This is a genomic window from Pedobacter sp. KH_004 (assembly GCF_057840755.1).
Genome location: NZ_CM174519.1, coordinates 5165100 through 5186381 on the forward strand (window position 1 = coordinate 5165100; position 21282 = coordinate 5186381).

21 protein-coding genes are annotated in these 21282 nt (G+C 38.3%); 20 read left to right on the forward strand and 1 reads right to left on the reverse strand.

Going from position 1 to position 21282, the window contains the following annotated elements; translation table 11 throughout:
* Window positions 1-149: 149 nt before the first annotated feature.
* From pdxA to AC3ITD_RS22265, 3 genes are all read left to right on the forward strand, one after another.
* On the forward strand, window positions 150-1229 hold the full coding sequence (gene pdxA / locus AC3ITD_RS22255; RefSeq protein WP_265799443.1) for a 4-hydroxythreonine-4-phosphate dehydrogenase PdxA: 1080 nt from the start codon (window positions 150-152) through the stop codon (window positions 1227-1229).
* A 118-nt stretch (window positions 1230-1347) separates the two neighbouring features.
* Window positions 1348-1545, forward strand: a complete 198-nt coding sequence (locus AC3ITD_RS22260) for a transposase DNA-binding-containing protein (RefSeq protein WP_489366729.1) — start codon at window positions 1348-1350, stop codon at window positions 1543-1545.
* Between the two features lie 395 nt (window positions 1546-1940).
* Window positions 1941-3131, forward strand: a complete 1191-nt coding sequence (locus AC3ITD_RS22265) for a hypothetical protein (protein WP_489362849.1) — start codon at window positions 1941-1943, stop codon at window positions 3129-3131.
* 839 nt (window positions 3132-3970) lie between these two features.
* Here the strand turns inward: AC3ITD_RS22265 and AC3ITD_RS22270 are convergent.
* A complete protein-coding gene (locus AC3ITD_RS22270; RefSeq protein ID WP_489362850.1) occupies window positions 3971-4606 on the reverse strand; it encodes a transposase DNA-binding-containing protein in 636 nt (211 codons plus the stop codon).
* Window positions 4607-4708: 102 nt separating this feature from the next.
* On the opposite strand from AC3ITD_RS22270, the gene AC3ITD_RS22275 reads away from it, so the two are divergent.
* The 17 genes from AC3ITD_RS22275 (at window position 4709) to ade (ending at window position 21282) form a co-directional block, all read left to right on the forward strand.
* Window positions 4709-5551, forward strand: a complete 843-nt coding sequence (locus AC3ITD_RS22275) for a sulfurtransferase (RefSeq protein WP_489362851.1) — start codon at window positions 4709-4711, stop codon at window positions 5549-5551.
* 319 nt (window positions 5552-5870) lie between these two features.
* Window positions 5871-6401: a YceD family protein gene (locus AC3ITD_RS22280; RefSeq protein ID WP_056851063.1), complete on the forward strand. Its 531-nt coding sequence runs from the start codon at window positions 5871-5873 to the stop codon at window positions 6399-6401.
* 15 nt (window positions 6402-6416) lie between these two features.
* The gene (rpmF, locus tag AC3ITD_RS22285; RefSeq protein WP_010600130.1) at window positions 6417-6608 is read left to right on the forward strand and encodes a 50S ribosomal protein L32; all 192 of its coding nucleotides are present in this window, start codon (window positions 6417-6419) and stop codon (window positions 6606-6608) included.
* A 101-nt stretch (window positions 6609-6709) separates the two neighbouring features.
* Complete coding sequence (gene plsX, locus AC3ITD_RS22290; RefSeq protein WP_265799441.1) at window positions 6710-7648, forward strand: phosphate acyltransferase PlsX; 939 nt, start codon at window positions 6710-6712, stop codon at window positions 7646-7648.
* A gap of 18 nt (window positions 7649-7666) precedes the next feature.
* Window positions 7667-8665 (forward strand): beta-ketoacyl-ACP synthase III, encoded by a 999-nt coding sequence (locus tag AC3ITD_RS22295; RefSeq protein ID WP_265799440.1) that lies wholly within the window; start codon window positions 7667-7669, stop codon window positions 8663-8665.
* A gap of 142 nt (window positions 8666-8807) precedes the next feature.
* Complete coding sequence (gene accB, locus AC3ITD_RS22300; protein ID WP_265799439.1) at window positions 8808-9284, forward strand: acetyl-CoA carboxylase biotin carboxyl carrier protein; 477 nt, start codon at window positions 8808-8810, stop codon at window positions 9282-9284.
* 42 nt (window positions 9285-9326) lie between these two features.
* Window positions 9327-10673 carry an acetyl-CoA carboxylase biotin carboxylase subunit gene (gene accC / locus AC3ITD_RS22305; RefSeq protein WP_489362852.1) on the forward strand — a complete coding sequence of 449 codons (1347 nt, stop codon included), beginning with the start codon at window positions 9327-9329 and terminating at the stop codon, window positions 10671-10673.
* 167 nt (window positions 10674-10840) lie between these two features.
* Window positions 10841-12040 carry an LVIVD repeat-containing protein gene (locus AC3ITD_RS22310; protein ID WP_489362853.1) on the forward strand — a complete coding sequence of 400 codons (1200 nt, stop codon included), beginning with the start codon at window positions 10841-10843 and terminating at the stop codon, window positions 12038-12040.
* Window positions 12041-12160: 120 nt separating this feature from the next.
* Complete coding sequence (gene tatC, locus AC3ITD_RS22315) at window positions 12161-13042, forward strand: twin-arginine translocase subunit TatC (protein ID WP_265799436.1); 882 nt, start codon at window positions 12161-12163, stop codon at window positions 13040-13042.
* A gap of 45 nt (window positions 13043-13087) precedes the next feature.
* Window positions 13088-13525 carry a ribose 5-phosphate isomerase B gene (gene rpiB / locus AC3ITD_RS22320; RefSeq protein ID WP_489362854.1) on the forward strand — a complete coding sequence of 146 codons (438 nt, stop codon included), beginning with the start codon at window positions 13088-13090 and terminating at the stop codon, window positions 13523-13525.
* A gap of 31 nt (window positions 13526-13556) precedes the next feature.
* A complete protein-coding gene (locus AC3ITD_RS22325; RefSeq protein ID WP_489362855.1) occupies window positions 13557-15194 on the forward strand; it encodes a M28 family peptidase in 1638 nt (545 codons plus the stop codon).
* Between the two features lie 89 nt (window positions 15195-15283).
* Entirely contained in the window at window positions 15284-16675 is a 1392-nt protein-coding gene (locus AC3ITD_RS22330) for a LutB/LldF family L-lactate oxidation iron-sulfur protein (protein ID WP_489362856.1), read from the forward strand.
* 64 nt (window positions 16676-16739) lie between these two features.
* Complete coding sequence (locus AC3ITD_RS22335; protein ID WP_489362857.1) at window positions 16740-16973, forward strand: DUF4160 domain-containing protein; 234 nt, start codon at window positions 16740-16742, stop codon at window positions 16971-16973.
* Window positions 16918-17169 carry a DUF2442 domain-containing protein gene (locus AC3ITD_RS22340; protein WP_489362858.1) on the forward strand — a complete coding sequence of 84 codons (252 nt, stop codon included), beginning with the start codon at window positions 16918-16920 and terminating at the stop codon, window positions 17167-17169. Before AC3ITD_RS22335 ends, AC3ITD_RS22340 begins: the two co-directional genes overlap by 56 nt.
* 54 nt (window positions 17170-17223) lie before the next feature.
* Window positions 17224-19200 (forward strand): alpha-ketoacid dehydrogenase subunit alpha/beta, encoded by a 1977-nt coding sequence (locus AC3ITD_RS22345; protein WP_489362859.1) that lies wholly within the window; start codon window positions 17224-17226, stop codon window positions 19198-19200.
* 145 nt (window positions 19201-19345) lie between these two features.
* On the forward strand, window positions 19346-19639 hold the full coding sequence (locus AC3ITD_RS22350) for a PH domain-containing protein (RefSeq protein WP_489362860.1): 294 nt from the start codon (window positions 19346-19348) through the stop codon (window positions 19637-19639).
* A 5-nt stretch (window positions 19640-19644) separates the two neighbouring features.
* The gene (ade, locus tag AC3ITD_RS22355; protein WP_489362861.1) at window positions 19645-21282 is read left to right on the forward strand and encodes an adenine deaminase; all 1638 of its coding nucleotides are present in this window, start codon (window positions 19645-19647) and stop codon (window positions 21280-21282) included.

The following is a 21282-nucleotide window of genomic DNA, read 5'->3' on the forward strand; positions in this document are numbered from 1 at the left end:
CCGGAGATTCGAGACTTTTAAAAATTAAAATTGTTAACAAAGATAGTCTTAATATTTCTTTGAGAATAGCTTCGTGTTCTTTGCGGTTTCATTTTTTTTAAAGTCTTTAAACGAAAATCAGTAATTTGCGCTAAAATATTCCAGTAATTATGAGCAATAAACTTAAGATTGGTATCAGTATAGGCGACGTGAATGGCATAGGTTTGGAGGTAATCATCAAAACGTTATCAAATCCGGCTATTTTAAATTATTGTATACCAATTGTTTATGGTCATACCAAGGTTTCCTCTTTCCATAGAAAGGCAAATAATCTGGGCGATTTCAGTTTTAACGTTATTAATCATGCTAATCAAGCGCAGCTCAAAAAAGCAAATATGATTAATTGCTGGGAAGAAGATGTAAAAATCGAGCTTGGGCAGGTAACTGAAACAGGTGGAAAATATGCGCTTTTATCGCTCGAAAGAGCAACGGCTGATTTAGTTGCGGGCGACATCGATGCTTTGGTTACGGCTCCGATCAACAAACACAACATTCAATCAGAAACCTTTTCGTTTCCTGGTCATACCGAATATTTGCAGGAAAAAAGCGGAAGTAAAGATGTGCTGATGTTTTTGATAAGCGAGAATTTACGTGTTGGGGTAGTTACCGGCCACATTCCTGTTAAGGATGTTCCGACAGCTATTACTAAAGAGAAAATTATTAGTAAATTAAAACTGATTAATGATAGCTTGAAAAAAGATTTCTGGATCGAAAAACCAAAAATCGCTGTTTTGGGGTTAAATCCTCATGCCAGTGATAATGGTTTATTGGGTGCTGAAGAGGCCGAAATTATTACACCAGCCATTCAAGAGGCTTACGATAAAGGCTTAATGGTTTTTGGTCCTTACCCTGCCGATGGATTTTTTGGAAATGGAAGCTACAAACAATTCGATGCAGTGTTGGCTATGTACCACGATCAGGGTTTAATTCCCTTTAAAACTTTGGCTTTCCACAATGGTGTAAATTTTACGGCAGGTTTAAATTTCGTTCGCACATCGCCAGATCATGGAACGGGTTATGATATCGCCGGTAAAGATTTGGCCGATTCTACTTCATTTACCGAGGCATTATTTTCAGCCATACACATCGTTAAAAACCGCAGAGAGCAGGAAGAAATGTTAAGTACTCAATTACGCGGCGGTGGAAAGGTTGTGGAAACACAGTTCGATATTAAGGACGATGCTTCGTAAGGCTTAAATCTTAATTTTTAAAGCAGGTTCTGTGTCTTATCGTTGCGAAAGTCCTGTTATTCGTTCCAATTCCCGATTCTTCATCCTACCGTGTGGACGCAAATAATTTTTATTTTTGTTGAAGTCATTTCAAAAAGGTTTTATCGATTGTTTTTCGGATAAGCGGCTGGATTATCGCTGTGGCGAGGTGATCAGTAATTTATTCTCCAAAGGAGTACACTCCATTCGTCAACTTTCCAACACCGGTTCACAGGCCAAGGGCTTCTATAGGTTTTTGAAGAATGAGCGGGTGCAACACTACTCACATTTTTTGTAAAACGAGCAAACCGTAGGCGAGCACCACGACAATAGAAATGGTGATTCTGCCCAAGAATATGGCACCTGAATTAAAATCTTCTTAGACATTTAATTTGTTTAGATTTTATTTCTTGATGGATGTAGGATGGACTTACTAGAGAAGTATTTCTTTAAATTAACTACTAGATTAAATATGCCTCTTAGAACAAGCATACGGCAAGACGAGATTACAAATCTCGACTAAAAGGAGCTGAAAGGTAAATAGTTGAAGTTATTTGTTTTATTTAGGAAGGGTGTACAGGAATATACACCCGTCTTTTTGTTTATACGTACAAATGGGTATTTGTTATACAACTTATGGGAATTGAAAAATAAATGCCTAAATTTATTTTTCATCTAAAAAACACAGCACTCATGTACTCCATTCTTTATCACCAAGGCGGTCAAGGCAATCGCACCGTGAGGCACCAAAATCATCACCATATTTACATTATAAAGTTGTTGGCTATTGGAATCTTTATTGGCTTCAACTCATTTTCAGTTAAAGCACAAAACAATGAACAAAAAGTGCAAGCTAACTTTCTCGATGCAAGAAAAACTGAGTTTTCAAAATTATTAGGGGTAGGTATCCAAGAGGGCATAGCTGTGAGTTACAGTAGTGAAAAAACTGTTCTCGAGGGGGCAGGAGGTTTCAGCCTAAACAAGCCGAGTACATCAATTCTCCAATTGAAAGGTTCTGTTGGAACTACCACAAACTTATCTAATCTATTTGACAGCAAAACTTTACCGTCTTTTTCGGGTTCACTAACTTATCATTTATTGATTGCTGGGGCTGCTAGCCGATGGTTTTATAGTGCAGATTATAAAACATTAAGGGCTAATATTGCTGACGAAAATGATACAAGCTGGGATAATCGTTTCACCTTTAGAAGGAGTACAATCGAGAAAATCAAAAATGGTGATGACCAAGCTAAGGTGTATACTATGAAGCGGTTTACGTGGGTGAGTATCACAGGCAAATATGAAAATAGCAAATACAGTTTTTATGATGCTTCACAAGCATTTGATAAACAGTTCTCAGAACCACATTATACACCTTGGACAGCCAAAGCGACATTGAATACTTATTGGTACTGGAATAAAGCGGAACTACATTGGAGTGCTTACAGGCTGAATTTTGTTTATGCAAATGTTTCCCTTCAATATGGTTTGGGCAACAATATTAACAAGATGAAGAAAACTACAGTGAATGACATTAGCACCACACAGACCAATGGCTCTATCACTAGGCAGACCTTAAAGAGCCAGAATGCCTACACCGGAATATTCAAAGAGTATAATACTTTCACACCGGCATTTGAAGTTGTGGCTTCACCAGTAAGATCTGTCGCTGTTAATGTTTTTGGTGACTACAACCTTTTAAGTAAGGATGATCAAACGAAATTAGTTGTTGGTAATGATTATAGTTTTGCTTCGGGAGTTTATTATTATGCTGCAAAAATCAATATTGGAGTTTATTATAAATGGACGAGAGATATCGCTAATAAAAATACAGAGGGGATGATTGGGCTTAAAACCAGTATACCGATAACGCCTAATCAATAGGGGTTCCTCTTGTTTGGTAGTTTATTTCTTTACAGCGAGATTGAGTTTCGGTTGCTGCAAAGGCTTCCCTCGGTTTGCCACCGAGCGGCTTTCTACTTTTTCTTGATAAAAAGTGGAGCAAAAATCAAGACTACCTGATGTAAAATTGGGACAAGTATCCCTGATCTTGAATAAACCGACCAATGCTTTTTACGGTAGCACAAGTGCCGATGATTCCCGAGGTTACTTGTTAATTCGGCAGATACGCGCTGCCGCTTTTTCGTGTAAAGGAAATTTATAGTGAAAGCTTTTGGTGGTTTCCCATACGATCATCCCCTAGGCCGGAAAGTATGGTGCAAATAGCATGGTGGCCAAGCCAATAACTGTCATTAGAACAAGCATACGGCAAGACGAGATTACAAATCTCGACTAACAGGTAGTTACCAGTTTTTGGATATGGTGAAAGGCTTAGTTGTCTACTTTATGTTTACAAGATCAGTGCTCCAAGCAATGTAATATGGACTTTTCGGATAAGTATTCCTCAAAATTAACTGCTATATTAATAAACCTCTTTAGAAGAAGCATACGGTAGGACGAGATTATAAATCTCGATCAACCTGACCCTTTTCACTAACACGACCTTGCCTCGGCTCGCCGCCGCCGAGTGGCTCTAAACTTTGTCTTGACACAAAGTTTAACAAAGTCAAGGCTCCCCGATTTTTGTTCCTACCGTGTGGAGATATCTTTTTGCTAATTTGCTATATCTTATTCCAATAAGATCTTATTGATTGTTTCTAGGTTATTTATTTTCCATCATATATTTATATCAAAGAATTTCTGTAAACCTATCCATAGTGTTGTTATTCCTGGTGGTCTTTCACTTGAATAGCCCTTCCAGCCCCTAATCTTGCTATTGTCCACACATGCGTTTTTAGGCTTTGCCCTTTGTGGATATTTTTTTGTTTCTCAGTTTTCCCTTCCAATATCTTTATCAGACTGTATGATTCTTTCTCCTGTATGGGAAGCTTACCATAGTTACGGATATGCTTGTTTATCCGCACCTCAGGCCTCTTCCATATCCTGATATGGGAAAACCCGTAAGGGATACAGGTCTGGGCATCTACAACTAGTAAGGGATGAAGTAAAAAACCTAATCCCCCAATCTTGGCATTGGTGGTCCCTAAACTACCATCACTTTTTAGCCGATTCCGATGATTGTACATATTTACCTCTGTACGATCTTGAATGCATAGAACAGTCTTTCCTTTACAGCTCAGTCCACAACGTGATGAAATATCTGAAATAATACTTTCCTCTTCAACCCGCTCATTCTTCAAAAACCTATAGAAGCCCTTGGCCTGTGAACCGGTGTTGGAAAGTTGACGAATGGAGTGTACTCCTTTGAAGAATAAATTACTGATCACCTCGCCACAGCGATAATCCAGCCGCTTATCCGAAAAACAATCAATAAAACCTTTTTGAAATGACTTCAACAAAAATAAAAATTATTTGCGTCCACACGGTAGGATGAAGAATCGGGAGATTTTCACTGCTATCAGGTTTATTTTGGTTAAAATTGTGTATCAAATAAAAATGAAATGAGCAAAATTTCCCCAATTATCAAGCCCGAAGATTTAACCTGGTTAAATCAAAAGAATGAAATCGTAATTGTAGATGCTAGTGCGGGCTCGAAAGTTCGTTATGATGAGCAACACTTGGCAGGTGCAATTTTTGTCGATGTAAACGATGATTTAGCTAATATCGGCGACTTTGCAGTAGGTGGTCGCCATCCATTGCCGGGCTTGGAGCAATTTGCCAATACGTTGCAAAAACTTGGCATTACAAAACACAGTCATGTGATCATTTACGATGATAAAAACGGTGGTAATGCTGCTGCCAGACTCTGGTGGATGCTGAGATCTGTTGGTCACGAAAAAGTTCAGGTAATTGATGGAGGTTTTCAAGCGGCGGTAAAAGTAAATTTCCCGACAACAAATAAAGTTGAGATTCCAAGAGCTGTTGGTCAATACGAAGTTGGTTCATGGAATTTGCCTCTGTCTGATATAGGTGAAGTGGAAAGAGTTTCTAAGGCAGATGATCATCTGGTAATCGATGTAAGGGATGTAAATCGTTTTGCAGGCTTAACAGAGCCTATAGATACGATAGCTGGCCATATTCCAGGTGCAATAAACATTCCTTTTACAGAAAATTTGGATTCGGACGGCAGATTTTTAAATCCAGAGGTTTTAAGAAAAAATTATACCCGGGCTTTAGAAAAAGTTGAGCCTGAAAATGTTATTGTTCATTGCGGCTCGGGTATTACTGCTTGCCATACGCTTTTAGCAATGGATTATGCCGGTTTGGCTATTGCTAAATTGTATGTGGGCTCATGGAGTGAATGGAGTAGAAACAATAAGGAAATGGTATTAGCCAAACAGTGATCTTTGATTCTTCTAAAGGAAGTTATAAATAAGCCCTGCCCGCGGCAGGTAGGCGATTAGCTTACAAATCCTTTTGTTGTTTTTTAAAGTTACCAACTCTGATGCGCAGGGTGCATGTTAGAGTTAGTAGCTTTCCAATAAAAAGATTAAATAAAAGACGAAACTTTCGTAACTGCTTATCAACGAAACTGATTTTGAAAAAATTATGATTTAGGCTAACATTCTAAAATCTCACTTCGAGAACAATAACAATTTTTAAAAAACATTTTTTATATAACTATTTTATCCCTACATTTGCAGGCTAAAATTTTACAGTACTTTGAAGCCATTAAAACAATTTTCTATACCGTTTACCGGATTAAAATTGGGAGTTCATCACTTTGATTATGAGCTTGATGACCGCTTTTTTAATGCGTTTGAATATTCATTGATTAAAAGCGGAGATTTAAAAGTAGAGCTGGAACTTGAGAAACAAGAGACCATGTTGCTTTTAAAATTTAAAGTTATTGGAACAGTAAATTTAGACTGCGATAAATGTTTATCGGAGTTTGCCTACCCGGTAAACCTATACGAAAGACAGATTGTAAAATTTGCTGAGGATGAGTTGGAAAGCGATGATGAGGAAATTATTACGCTAAACCGCAAAGATACCGAGATTGATATATCGGCGCCTTTGTACGAAATGATTAACGTAGCTGTACCTTATATCAAAAACTGCGAGCAGGCAGATAAAGAGTGTGACCAGGAAATGATTGACCGGTTAGAGCAGCTCTCTATTGATAAGCAAGCAGAAGAAAACGAACAAACAAGCGACCCACGTTGGGAAGCCCTTAATAAGTTAAAAAAATAATTAGATTATACACCAATGGCACATCCAAAACGGAAAATCTCGAAACAGAGAAAAAATAAAAGAAGAACACACTATAAAGCAGTGACTCCTTCTTTAGCAACTTGCGCAGCAACAGGTGCTATCCACGTACCTCACCGTGCATACAACGTTGATGGTAACTTATACTATAACGGTAAATTGGTTATCGAAAATACTCAAATCGGGTAATTTTCTTAAAAAATTGTTTGTGTTTTCAGCGGCTTTAGTCATACCTTAGTCGACTGATAATTTTAGGATTTTACCTAATCTAACACAAACAGATTTTTTCTATGAAAATAGGCCTCGACATAATGGGCGGAGACTATGCTCCCAAAGCGATCGTTTTGGGAGCAATAGCAGCTCATCAATCGCTAAACGCTGGAGAACATTTAGTTCTTATCGGCGATACCGAACAGATTAAACCCATTCTTGCAGAAGAGGGCTTTAGTCCGGATCATTTTGAATACGTTCATACTGATGAAGTTATTGGTATGGGCGAGCATCCTACCAAAGCTATTGTTCAGAAACCAAATTCGAGCATTGCGGTTGGCTTTAACCTTTTAAAAGAAGGTAAAATCGATTCTTTTGCAAGTGCTGGTAACTCTGGTGCTATGCTGGTTGGCGCTGTTTTCAGCGTTAAAACTATTCCTGGCATTATTCGCCCTTGCCTTTGCTCTATTCTTCCAAAACTTAAAGGTGGTACCGGTCTGTTATTAGATGTAGGTGCAAATGCTGATTGCAAACCAGATATTTTACTTCAGTTTGGCGTTTTGGGAAGCTTATATGCCGAAAATTTATTGCAGATAGAAAACCCTCGGGTAGCTTTAATGAATATTGGTGAAGAGGATGAAAAAGGAAACATGTTAAGCATGGCTACTTTTCCATTGATGAAGGATACCAGTCTTTTTAATTTTGTTGGGAATGTTGAGGGTAGAGATTTATTCAATGATAAATCGGATGTAATCGTTTGCGATGGTTTTACTGGAAATGTAATGCTAAAATTAGCAGAATCATTTTATGTAATTACCATTAAAAAGGGCTTGAAAGATGAGTTTTTCGATCGTTTCAACTACGAGCAATACGGTGGAAGTCCGGTTTTAGGCGTTAACGCTCCCGTTGTTATCGGACATGGAATTTCTAGTCCGCTGGCTGTTAAAAATATGGTTCTTCAATCCAGAGAAATGATTACCACTGGGTTGGTAGAAAAGATTAGAATGGCATTTAAATAATTTATTAAAATTTTTAAAATGAGTAAAATTCATGCTGCTATTACTGCAGTAAATGGTTACGTCCCTGACTATGTGTTAACGAATGCAGAGTTAGAAACCATTGTTGATACGTCTGATGAATGGATTACCAGCAGAACGGGCATTAAAGAGCGTAGGATTTTAAAGGGCGAAGGTTTAGGTACCTCTGATATGGCTGTGCATGCTGTAAACGGGTTACTTAAAAAGAGAGGTATTGATGCAAAAGAAATTGAGCTGATTATCTTTTGCACCACTACTCCGGATTTTACATTCCCTGCAACGGCAAATGTTTTAGCCGATAAAGTTGGCGCAACAAATGCCTGGGGTTACGATTTACAAGCTGCTTGCTCGGGGTTTATTTTCGGTTTAGCCACCGGGGCATCTTTCATTGAATCAGGAAGACATAAAAAAGTTTTAGTTGTTGGTGGCGATAAAATGTCATCTATTATCAATTATGAAGACCGTACAACCTGTATCATCTTTGGTGATGGTTGTGGTTGTGCTTTATTAGAGCCAAATGAAGAGGGTTTAGGCATTCAAGATTCGATTTTGAGAACTGATGGTTCAGGAAGAGATTTCTTAGGAATGAAAGCCGGAGGTTCTGTTAAGCCAGCAACTCACGAAAGCATTGATGCCAGAGAGCATTTCGCACATCAGGAAGGTCCTACGGTATTTAAATTTGCGGTAACTAACATGGCAGATGTCGCAGCAGAAATTATGGAACGCAACGGCTTAACTGCTGATGATGTTGCATGGTTGGTGCCTCACCAGGCTAACAAACGCATTATCGATGCTACTGCTAACCGTATGGGGGTAACTACTGATAAAGTAATGATCAACATTGAGCGTTATGGCAATACGACAAACGGAACTATTCCATTGTGCTTATGGGAATGGGAAAGTAGACTGAAAAAAGGAGATAACATTGTGTTAGCTGCTTTTGGAGGAGGCTTTACCTGGGGTTCTGTTTACCTTAAATGGGCATACGATACAAATTAAAGAACGGAAAATTGTAAATAGAAATAGATGGATGTCCTCTTGGGTCAGCGCTATTCCCTATTTCCCATATAATTACAAACAAAAAAAGTATAACTTAGTTAATTCATTTATACACTATTTTTTACATAACAAGGCTTAAAAAATGGATATCAAACAAATACAGGAACTGATTAAATTTGTTTCTCGTTCTGGAGTAAACGAAGTTGCTATTGAGCAGGAAAACTTCAAGATCACGATTAAAACAAACCAGGCACCAACAGTTGTGCATGCTACCGTGCCGCAAGCACCACTTGTGCAGGCTGCTGCGCCAGTTGCTACAGCTCCTACAGCTCCGGTTGCGGCTACACCTGCGGTACCAGCTGCAGAAGATACATCAAAATATATTACTATCAAATCTCCAATGATTGGTACATTCTACCGTTCTTCTAGTCCGGATAAACCGATGTTTGTAAACGTTGGCGATGAAATCAGCACCGGTAAAGTAGTTTGTATTATTGAAGCAATGAAACTATTTAACGAAATTGAAAGTGAAGTTTCAGGTCGTATCGTTAAAATTTTGGTTGATAATGCATCGCCAGTTGAATACGATCAGCCGTTGTTTTTAGTAGAACCTATCTAATTAGATCATTAACTGATTAGCCAATTAGCTAATTTACAATATATGTTTAAAAAAATACTGATTGCCAACAGGGGAGAAATCGCTTTGCGTATCATCCGCACCTGTAAGGAAATGGGCATCAAAACAGTTGCTGTTTACTCTACCGCCGATCGCGAAAGTTTACATGTACGTTTTGCTGATGAGGCTGTTTGTATTGGTCCTCCTCCAAGTAAAGATTCTTATTTAAATATCCCAAATATTATTTCAGCAGCAGAATTAACTAATGCTGATGCCATACATCCAGGTTATGGTTTCTTATCAGAAAACGCTAAGTTTTCTAACATTTGCCGCGAATACGGTATCAAATTTATTGGTGCAACTCCCGAGCAAATTAATGGCATGGGCGATAAAGCCTCTGCTAAAGAAACCATGAAAATTGCGGGTGTACCTACTATTCCAGGTTCAGAAGGTCTGCTTACCAGCGTAAAAGATGGTATTACAATTGCCAATGAAATGGGTTACCCTGTAATCCTTAAAGCAACTGCCGGTGGTGGGGGCCGTGGAATGCGTGTAGTTTGGAAAGATGAAGATTTTGAAAATGCCTGGGATAGCGCCCGTCAGGAATCTGGTGCTGCTTTCGGTAACGATGGTCTATATTTAGAGAAATACATCGAAGATCCACGTCACATTGAAATTCAAATTATTGGAGATCAGTTTGGTAAAGCCTGCCATTTATCCGAGCGTGATTGTTCTATTCAACGTCGTCACCAAAAGTTGGTAGAAGAATCTCCTTCACCATTTATGACTGAAGAACTTCGTGTGAGAATGGGTGAGGCTGCTATTAAAGGTGCTCAAGCAGTAAACTATGAAGGCGCTGGTACAATCGAATTTTTGGTTGATAAACACCGCAATTTCTATTTTATGGAAATGAATACGCGTATTCAGGTAGAACATCCAGTTACTGAAGAAGTAATCAATTTCGATTTAATTAAGGAGCAAATCAAAGTAGCTGCCGGAATTCCGATTTCGGGTAAGAATTATTTCCCTGATATGCATGCGATTGAATGTCGTATCAATGCTGAAGATCCGGCGAATAATTTCCGTCCTTCACCAGGAAAAATCACGAATTTCCACTCTCCGGGTGGTCATGGAGTTCGTGTAGATACACATGTATATGCAGGTTATTCAATTCCATCGAACTACGATTCGATGATTGCAAAGCTAATTTGCGTGGCACAAACCCGCGAAGAGGCCATTTGTACTATGGAACGTGCTTTAGGAGAATTTGTGATCGAAGGTGTTAAAACCACTATTCCTTTCCATTTACAGTTGATGAAAGACCCTAACTTTAGAGCAGGTAACTTCACTACAAAATTTATGGAAACGTTTGAATTTATAGATTCTGAATAACTGAAAATTCAAATATTTAAGAAGCCAGGTTTTTTTCAAATCTGGCTTTTTTTTTGTGGCAATTTGGTTGAGTGTTAAACATCAATCTCAACTGATATCAAAGATAAATCCTTAACCTTGTAGCGTTTAAGTAATTACGCTCGTTTCTAAATTAAAACCCTCAAACCATGAAAAAAAATCTACTTAACGTATTTCTGCTTCTTTTTGTTGGAGTATTGTTTACACAATGCAAAAAAGATGAATATGAAGTCATCAAAATCACAAAAATGATTTCTGTTGAGGCAATGAGAGCCTTGCCAGTAGGAGTTAGCAAAGCTATCGAAGCCAAAAAAACTGGAAAAATCTACATTTACAACGATTACCTTTTAATTAATGAGCCTTATGAAGGCATTCATATTTACAATAATGCAAATCCCAGTTCACCGGTAAATATTGCTTTTTTAAAAATTCCTGGAAACGTCGATCTTGCTGTTCGTAACAATATTCTCTACGCAGATAGTTTCATCGATTTGCTTGCATTCGATATTTCGAATATGAGCAGTATTAAGCAAGTTAAACGACTAAACGACGTTTTTAAGCAGGTTTATTCTACTGGGGTTCAAAAATATTTATACTACACCAAAGATACAGTGGTTAAAAAACAAAGGTACACAGGTGTTGTAAATGACATTTCTGCATACTCCAGTTCATCTTCTCAAAGTGGCTCATCTGGTCAGGGCGGTTCCATGGCAAGGTTTACATTGATGAATGATTACCTGTATACTGTAGGCATGTATGAGCTGGGTTTATTTGATGTAAAAGATGCTTCGAGTCCATCTTATGTCAAATCAATCAACCTGGGTTGGGGAGTTGAAACCATTTTTCCTTATGATAATAAATTATTCATCGGTACCAATACAGGTATGCATATTTTTAATGCTGTTGATGCTGCAAATCCGGTAAAACTATCTACTTACAGTCATGTTTTTGCCTGCGACCCGGTTGTGGTGCAAGGGAAGTATGCCTATGTTACTTTAAGAACAGGAACGTTTTGCAGACAAACCGTTAATCAGCTGGAAGTGGTAGATATCGAAGACCCAACAAAACCGAAGCAGGTAGCGCTTTACCAGATGCAGAACCCACACGGCTTAAGTATTAGCGGGAATAATTTGTTTTTGTGCGAAGGTAATTTCGGCATCAAAAGCTTCAATATTTCTGATAACAAGGCTATTGGAAGTAACATGTTACAGCATCTGCAGACGGTAAAGAGTTTCGATGTAATTGCAGGTCCGAAATCGCTAATTGTTACCGGAGAAGACGGCGTTTACCAATTTAATTATAGCAATGCTTCTAATTTGAAACAGATGAGTTTAATTAAAGTGAAATAATAAAGTAGGAAACATGTAAAATCAATTTTTATATGCATTTCTCATAATTATCTAAACTATTTCTATATTTAACACGTAGATACCATTCTATTCAATTAGAATGGTATTTTTGTTTTCAACATGAGCGACACTAAAAAAACTTCCCTTACAAAAGCTATAGGACAAAAGAGTACAACCTTAGAGGCAGAAATGTCTTTCTTCGATCACCTTGACGTTCTCCGTAAACACTTAATCAGAGCTGTAATTGCCATTGCCGGTTTTACTGGTATCGCTTTCTATTTCAACGAATTTATCCTGGATAAGATTATTTTTGGACCAAAGAAACCCGATTTCTGGACGTATCGCATGATGTGCAAGTTGGTAGAGAAATTTCCTTCACTTGGAGCAGATATGTGTATCACCAAAATTAATGGTGAAATTATCAATACCGAAATGGCAGGGCAGTTTAATCTTCAATTAAATGTTTGCGTGATGTGCGGTATCGTGGTAGGATTTCCTTATTTGCTATGGGAAATCTGGCGATTTATTAAACCTGCTTTGCATGAAAATGAGCGTAAATCTGCCAGCGGTTTTGTGTTTTTTGCATCAGTGCTTTTTGTTATTGGTATTCTATTTGGATATTTCATTGTTTGCCCGCTTTCGGTTAACTTTTTGACAGGATATACGGTAAGTGAAGAGATTAAAAATACATTTACGGTTGATTCATACTTATCATCCGTAGCTACTTTAACGTTGGGTACCGGAATTATCTTCGAGCTTCCTGTAATTATTTTTATTCTATCGAAGCTTGGATTGATGACGCCAAAGTTAATGAGGTCGAGCAGAAGATATGCAGCGGTAATTATTTTAATTATAGCAGCCATCGTTACGCCTACACCAGATATTATGACGATGTTGATTGTAGCGACACCACTATTTTTGCTTTATGAATTAAGTATTTTCGTTTCTGCTTTCATCGAAAGGAAAAAGAAAAAAGATGAGGCAGCATTCTACGCTAACTAACAAAAACATTACGAATAGATTTTATAATTCTATATAAATTTGGACATGTCTGAAACTAGAATAAGAATAGCGATTGGTGGAGATCACGCTGGTTTTGAATATAAAGAATTGTTAAAAGATTTTCTTGCCAATTATGACGTAAAGGATTTTGGTACCTATTCGTTAGATTCTGTCGATTATCCTGATTTTGCCCATCCGGTAGCAGCTGCTGTCGAAAGTGGCGAGTTCCTTTATGGCATTTTATTGTGTGGATCGGCAAATGGGGTAGCCATAGCCGCCAACAAACATGCAGGTATAAGAGCAGGTTTATGCTGGGAGAATGAAGTAGCATCACTAGTAAGAAAACATAATAATGCTAATGTATTGTGTATTCCGGCCAGATTTGTTTCAGAAGAATTGGCAAAAGAAATTACATCAACTTTTTTAGATACCGAATTTGAAGGCGGTCGCCATCAAACCCGTGTTGATAAAATTTCATGTTAACCCTATCAAACTAAACTAACTATTACCCATAATGAATAAAAAATTTTTAACCCTAGGCTTGGCCTCGATATTAAGTGTTGGCTGCTTCGCACAAGTTAAACCTTTAGCGCCAAATAAGGATGCAATTAGGTTTAGCAAAGCGATCAATCCTGAAAACGCATTTAAACACCTTTCTGTTTTGGCTTCTGATGAATATGAAGGTCGTGAAACAGGTAAAAAAGGTGCGTGGATGGCTGCAGATTATATTCGCGACTATTTTAAATCCATTGGATTAAAAGGACCGGTTGATGGTGGTTATTTCCAGAAAATTGACCTGGCAACTTACGCGATTAGTGAAAGTATGCTCACTATAAACGGTCAACCGAAACAGGCATACAAAGATTACTTAATCACCAGTAATGCTGTAGGTTTAAACGGCTTTACTTTTAGTGCTGATGAGGTTGTTTTTGCTGGCTATGGCATTTCTAAAGACGGTTTCAATGAATACGACGGTATCAGTGTAGAAGGAAAAGTAGTTGTCATTTTTGCAGTTGGCGATCCGACAATGAAAGCAACTGATAAAGCAGATAGACGTGCTGCAATGATGGCAAGGCAGAAGAAATTGGGTTATCTGGCTCAGAATAAAGCCAAAGCAGTTATATTAATCGACCCGTCTGTTGACAATATTTCTGCAGAACGTAAAGCATCTTTAGAAGCTGGCCAGGTGGTAATGAGAACCGAAGAAGTGGTGGAGCGCATGAAAAAGCAAAATCCATTTACCGTCATCAGCGTTTCTACCGCTACCGGAGACGAAATTTTAAAGGCTGCAAATACCTCTATCGATGCTTTTCAAGCAAAAGTGGCCGAAACAAATAAACCTGCCTCGCAAACCATTAGTTTAGCCATTTCTGCAAGTGCAATGAAAAAAGGCACTGATGTCCGCGGAGAAAATGTGTTAGGTTTCCTTGAGGGAACGGATCCAAAATTGAAGAAAGAAGTTTTGGTATTAACAGGCCACTACGATCACATTGGCATTACGCCAGAAGTTGAAGGACCAGACAAAATCAATAACGGTGCAGATGACGATGGTTCTGGTACCACCGGTGTTCTTTTAATGGCCAAAGCGTTCACAGATGCCAAAAAAGCCGGAAAAGGATCTAAACGTAGCATTCTTTTCATGACTGTTGTTGGTGAGGAGAAAGGTTTGTGGGGTTCTGATTGGTATTCTCAGCATCCTGTATTCCCGGTAGAAAATACCATCGCTAACTTAAACACGGATATGATTGGTCGTACCGGCGAGAAATATTTAGGTACACCAGATTCAGCGAACTATATTTATTCTGTAGGTTCAAATATGTTGAGCAGTGATTTGGGAACCCTAAGCGAGCAGGTAAATGCCACTTATACCAAAATGAAATTGGATTATAAATATGATGATCCTAATGATACAGACCGGATCTATTACCGTTCTGATCACTATAACTTTGCGAAGTTGGGGATTCCGATTATTTTCTATTATGATGGAATGTTGGAACAGGATTATCACCGACCTGGTGATGAAGTAAGCAAAATTAACTTTCCGCTATTGACTAAGAGAGCTAAACTTACCTATTTCACCGCTTGGGAATTGGCGAACCGCCCAAAGCGTCCTGCTATCGATAGAGACGGAAAAGGAAATCCAAAAAAATAGAAAATTGAAATTTTAAGCCCCGATTTACGAATCGGGGCTTTTTTATGCACAATACTTTTGGTGGCAATAGAAATTCCTATCTTTGAAATATGATGAAAACTGCCGATGAATTTTTAGAGAAATCTGATAAGAAAGCGTTCGATCTACCGCATCGTAAAACCATTAATTTTAATATTGGTAAATATAATACTGCGGTAGAACGCGGTTTATCTAAATTCGAAAACCTGGAGGCATCAAAAAGAAAAGCACATGTTATCAAATGGCGTGTGATGGAAAATCTTGATAAATATCTGCCGGAGTTCGAATCCAATTTCCAACGTCGGGGGGGCAAGGTGATATGGGCGAATGATGCGGCAGAGGCACAGCAAGAGATCTTAAATATCATCAAACGGAATGGCGGTAAATCGGTTATCAAATCAAAATCGATGACCACCGAAGAAATCCACATCAACGATTTTCTTGCCGAAAACGGAATCGAGTCGCTAGAAAGTGATTTGGGAGAGTATATAGTTCAGTTACTGGGTCAAGCTCCTTACCATATTGTAACGCCAGCCATGCACTTAAGTGCTACTGACATCGCACAGTTGTTTCATGATAAATTTGATACACCAGTAGATGCTACTCCACCTCAGCTGGTTCAAAAAGCTAGGGAATTGCTCCGTGATAAATATTTAAACGCTGATATTGGGATTAGTGGCGGTAATTTTCTGATTGCCGATACAGGGAGCATTGCCATTACGGAAAATGAAGGGAATGCCAGATTAAGCACCACATTTCCAAAAATTCATATTGCAATTGTAGGGATCGAAAAAATAATTCCCTCCATGGCTGATTTGGATTTGTTTTGGCCATTATTAGCTTCACATGGAACTGGACAAAACTTAACGGTTTACAATACCATTTTAAGCGGCCCGCGCCAACCAAACGAAACGGACGGTCCAGAAGAAATGTATGTGATCCTGTTAGATAATGGCCGAACAAATTTGTTGGCTCAAAAAGACCAGCGTCAGGGCTTGTATTGCATTCGCTGTGGTGCTTGTTTAAATGCCTGTCCGGTATATAAAAATATTGGTGGCCATACTTACAACACCACTTACAGCGGTCCCATCGGCTCGGTGATTACTCCGCATTTAAAAGGCATGGAGGAGTTTAAACACTTAAGTTACGCCTCTAGTTTATGCGGAAAGTGCTCTGAAGTTTGTCCTGTTAAAATTGATATTCACAAAATGTTACTCCTTAACCGCAGAGACGCGGCTGCTACACATGAAAATGGCAAAGTAGAAGAAATGGGTTGGGGAATGTTTAACCGAATGATGCAAAAACGTAAGTGGATGGATTTTTTCGGGGGGAAATTCAAGAACTTTATGCTAAAATCATTCTTCAGAAAAAGTTGGGGAAAATACCGTGAAATGCCCAAAGTGGCCGATAAGTCTTTTGCAAAACAGTGGGAGGAATTGAAGAAGAATAAGGAAGATCAATAAAAACGTTAACTATCCTTACCGCTTTTCCTATCGAATTCGTAAATTCACTATTAAAGTCGAGTAAATGCCCACACTTTTCATCGTCTTTGGATTTAAATTTTTCTTCTATTCTAATGAGCACTTACTTGTTCATGTTCATGTTAAAAATGCTGGCGGTGAAGCTAAATTCGAGGTTGAAAAAGTTAAATTGATTTCAAATAAAGGCTTAAAGAATAAAGATGTGAGTTTGGCGATTGCTTTAAATGAAGAGAATAAAGAAATTATCACCAATAAATGGAATGAATATCATGGACATTGATGTAGTTAGAGTTTGGTTTGATGATGGGAACATTTTCATTAAAACAAATACCGATGAAGTAAGAGGTCATCCACTGAGTTGGTTTCCAAGGTTGCAAATGGCATCAAAATCTTCACTAGAAAATTTTACACTTTCGCCATTTGGAATACATTGGGTGGAGCTTGATGAGGATTTGAGCTTTGGAGGTTTTTTTTAATTTACACCTCATGAATCAATTTTAGAAAAAATAACCAGGTCTTTCAAAATTCATATGCACTTCAACCGCCGCGATAAAGACGACAAATTCTTACTGAATTTATATAAAAGATTGCTTTATCCTCGAATGGTTGAGGAAAAGATGCTTAAACTTTTGCGGCAAGGTAGAATTGGCAAATGGTTCTCAGGAATTGGGCAGGAAGCCATTGCTGTTGGCAGTACACTAGCCATGCAGCAAGATGAATATATTTTGCCAATGCACCGCAATTTGGGTGTTTTCACCTCAAGAGATATTCCCTTAAAAAAACTGATGGCGCAATGGCAAGGCAAAATGACTGGTTTTACCAAAGGCCGAGATCGCTCCTTTCACTTTGGGACACAAGATTATAAAATCATTGGAATGATCTCCCATCTTGGGCCGCAGATGGCCTTAGCTGATGGTATTGCACTGGCAGATATTTTAGACAAGAAACAAAAAGTAACGTTGGTTTACACTGGAGAAGGTGCCACAAGTGAGGGCGACTTTCATGAAGCCGTTAATGTTGCATCAGTCTGGAATTTGCCGGTTATCTTCCTGATAGAAAATAATGGCTACGGTTTATCCACACCAAAATCTGAACAGTTTAAGTGTAAAAATTTGGTTGATAAAGCGATTGGCTATGGCATTGAAGGCGTTCAGATAGATGGAAACAATATTCTAGAAGTTTACGATACCATTAATCAACTGGCTAATGAGCTTAGAAAAGACCCTCGTCCTGTTTTGGTGGAGTGTTTGACCTTCAGAATGCGTGGACACGAAGAGGCATCAGGCACTAAATATGTTCCTCAGGAGTTATTTGATGAATGGGAAAAGAAAGATCCGTTGAGCAATTATGAATCGTATTTGATTGAACAAGGTGTGTTAAATACCGATGCAGCGATCGACATTAAAATTCAAATTAAAAGAAGTATAGAGCTAGAAGTAGAAGAAGCCTTTAATGAGCCGGAGCCTGAAGCGAATGCTGAACAGGAAGAGCTTGATATGTATTTTCCATACCAACAAACTGTTGTTGCGCCAAGTCAATCCTCCACAGAAAAAAGATATTTAGATGCTATAACTGATGCATTAGATTTAGCCATGCAGAAACATCAAAACCTCGTTTTAATGGGGCAGGATATTGCTGATTATGGCGGCGCTTTCAAAATAACCGATGGGTTTACCGACAAGTATGGCAAGGGCCGAGTTCGCAATACACCAATTTGTGAATCTGCAATTGTCGGCACGGGTTTGGGTTTGTCTATTAACGGTTACAAGGCAGTTGTAGAAATGCAGTTTGCAGATTTTGTAACGGTTGGTTTTAACCAGATTGTAAATAACTTGGCCAAAACACATTACCGTTGGGGCGAAAAAGCAGATGTTGTGGTTCGGATGCCAACTGGTGCAGGAACGGGCGCCGGTCCATTCCACTCACAAAGCAACGAGGCCTGGTTTACAAAAACTCCAGGATTAAAGGTGGTTTACCCTGCGTTTCCACAAGATGCTAAAGGTTTGCTCTTAGCTGCAATTGAAGAACCAAATCCAGTAATGTATTTTGAGCATAAATATTTATACAGAAGTTTATCCGCTCCCATTCCTGATGGTTATTACACCACCAAAATTGGCAAAGCTTTAACCTTAAAAAAAGGAAATAAATTTGTAATCATTACTTATGGTTTAGGGGTTCATTGGGCTTTAGATTATCTAAAAAACAATCCAGAAAGTGATGCGGAATTAATTGATTTACGTACACTTCAACCATGGGATAAAGAAACCGTGCGAGCAGCAGTAAAAGCGACCGGAAGGGTTTTGATATTACACGAAGATACACTAACCAACGGTTTTGGGGCAGAAATTTCAGCATGGATTGGTGAACATTGTTTTCAGGACTTAGATGCGCCGGTAATGCGTTGCGCAAGTTTAGATACTGCAATCCCGATGAATAAAGCGTTGGAGGATGAATTTTTGGCAAAGGCAAGATTGGCCGAAACCGTTGAAAAATTGCTTTTATACTAATATGACATTCAAAAGTAAAGTCGACTTATTTTACCTTATTATCGTTGTGATAACAATCTTGTTATTAATCAGCGTATCGATTTATACTTTGATAAGATATACCGATGGTTTCTCAATTTTATATACATTTATCATATCAACATTAGTGGGTACATTACTGCTATGGTTATTATTTAGTACAAAATATACCATTCAAAATAAAGTTTTAAAATATAGGTCTGGTCCTTTTTTTGGACAAATAAAAATTGATGAGATTAGGGAGTTACAATTAAATGCAAAGACTTTTGTAGGTTTTAAACCGGCTTTGGCATGCAACGGAATTATTGTAAAATATAATAAATGGAATGAAATTTATATAAGCCCCAAAGAAGTTGAACGCTTTGTTATAGAACTTACAAAGGTCAATCCTAAAATAATCACAACTTCAAATAAGTTATAACAGAAATGAGCAATTTTAAAGTCAAGGGAAATATAGTTGACATCACAAAGCGAAATATTTTCTTTGGCGAAGTTGAAGTTGAAGAAGGCAAAATAAGGAACATAAGCAAAGTTTCTGAAGCCAAAAGTGATGCTCATTTTATCCTCCCGGGATTCATTGATAGCCATGTCCACATAGAAAGTAGCATGCTAATTCCGAGTGAGTTTGCAAGGTTGGCTGTCGTTCACGGAACGGTATCTACCATCAGCGATCCACACGAAATAGCTAATGTCTGCGGTTTGGAAGGTGTAGAATTTATGATTGAGAATGGTAATACTGTTCCTTTCAAGTTTAATTTCGGTGCTCCGAGCTGCGTTCCGGCAACTATTTTTGAGACCGCTGGGGCAGAATTGAACCACGATGATGTTTGGTCACTTTTGGAGCGACCAGAAATAAAATACCTCAGTGAAATGATGAATTTTCCTGGTGTGCTTTACAAAGATGATGAGGTTTTAAAGAAGATTGCTGCTGCACATGAGTTGGGTAAACCTGTTGATGGACATGCACCAGGTTTAAGGGGTGATACCGTTCAGCAATATATTGATGCAGGGATTTCTACCGATCATGAATGTTTCACTGCAGAGGAGGCTTTAGATAAATTGCAACGCGGAATGAAAATCCTCATCCGTGAGGGCAGTGCTGCTAAAAATTTCGAAGCGTTGATCGATTTGCTAAACGATTGGCCCGAGATGATGATGTTTTGTAGTGATGATAAACATCCGGATAGCTTGGTTGAAAATCATATCAATGCACTTTGTGCCAGAGCAGTTGCCAAAGGGGTTGATGTATTTAAAGTTCTTCAGGCTGCTTGTATCAATCCTATTCTTCACTATAAACTTGATGTAGGCACTTTGCAAATTGGCGATGCGGCAGATTTTATCGTTATTAAAGATTTGATAAGCTTCAACGTGAGGCAAACTTATATTAATGGCGATTTACTTGCCGAAAACGGCAGAACAGTGGGTAATTGGGTAACACATATTGAAGATGCAAAATCTGTCAATCATTTTGCTTGCAGCCCGAAAAAAGAGAAAGATTTTATTTATCCTTTCAAAGGAGAGGAAGAACTTGCGGTAATTGAAGCACTGGATGGACAATTAATTACCAATCGGATTGCTGCCCAACCTAAAGTGTCTAATGGTAGTATTGTTAGTAATTTAGAAAACGATGTATTGAAAATGGTGGTGGTGAATCGCTATCACGATGCACCTGTTGCAATATCATTCGTCAAGAATTTCGGACTCAAAAATGGTGCGATTGCATCAAGCGTTGCTCACGATAGTCACAACATTATTGCTGTAGGGGTAGATGATAAAAGTATTTGTGAAGCTGTAAACCATGTTATTGAAAAAACTGGTGGCGTAGTTGCACTTGGAAAGGGAAGGTTAGAATTATTGACTTTGCCAGTAGCGGGTTTAATGAGCAATCAAAATGGATACAAAGTCGCAGAAAGCTATACCTCTATTGATAAATTCGCGAAAGAATTAGGCTCTACTTTGCTTGCGCCATTTATGACACTTTCTTTTATGGCTTTGCTGGTTATTCCACGTTTAAAGTTAAGCGATAAAGGTCTGTTTGATGGTGATAAATTCGAACTTGTTTAA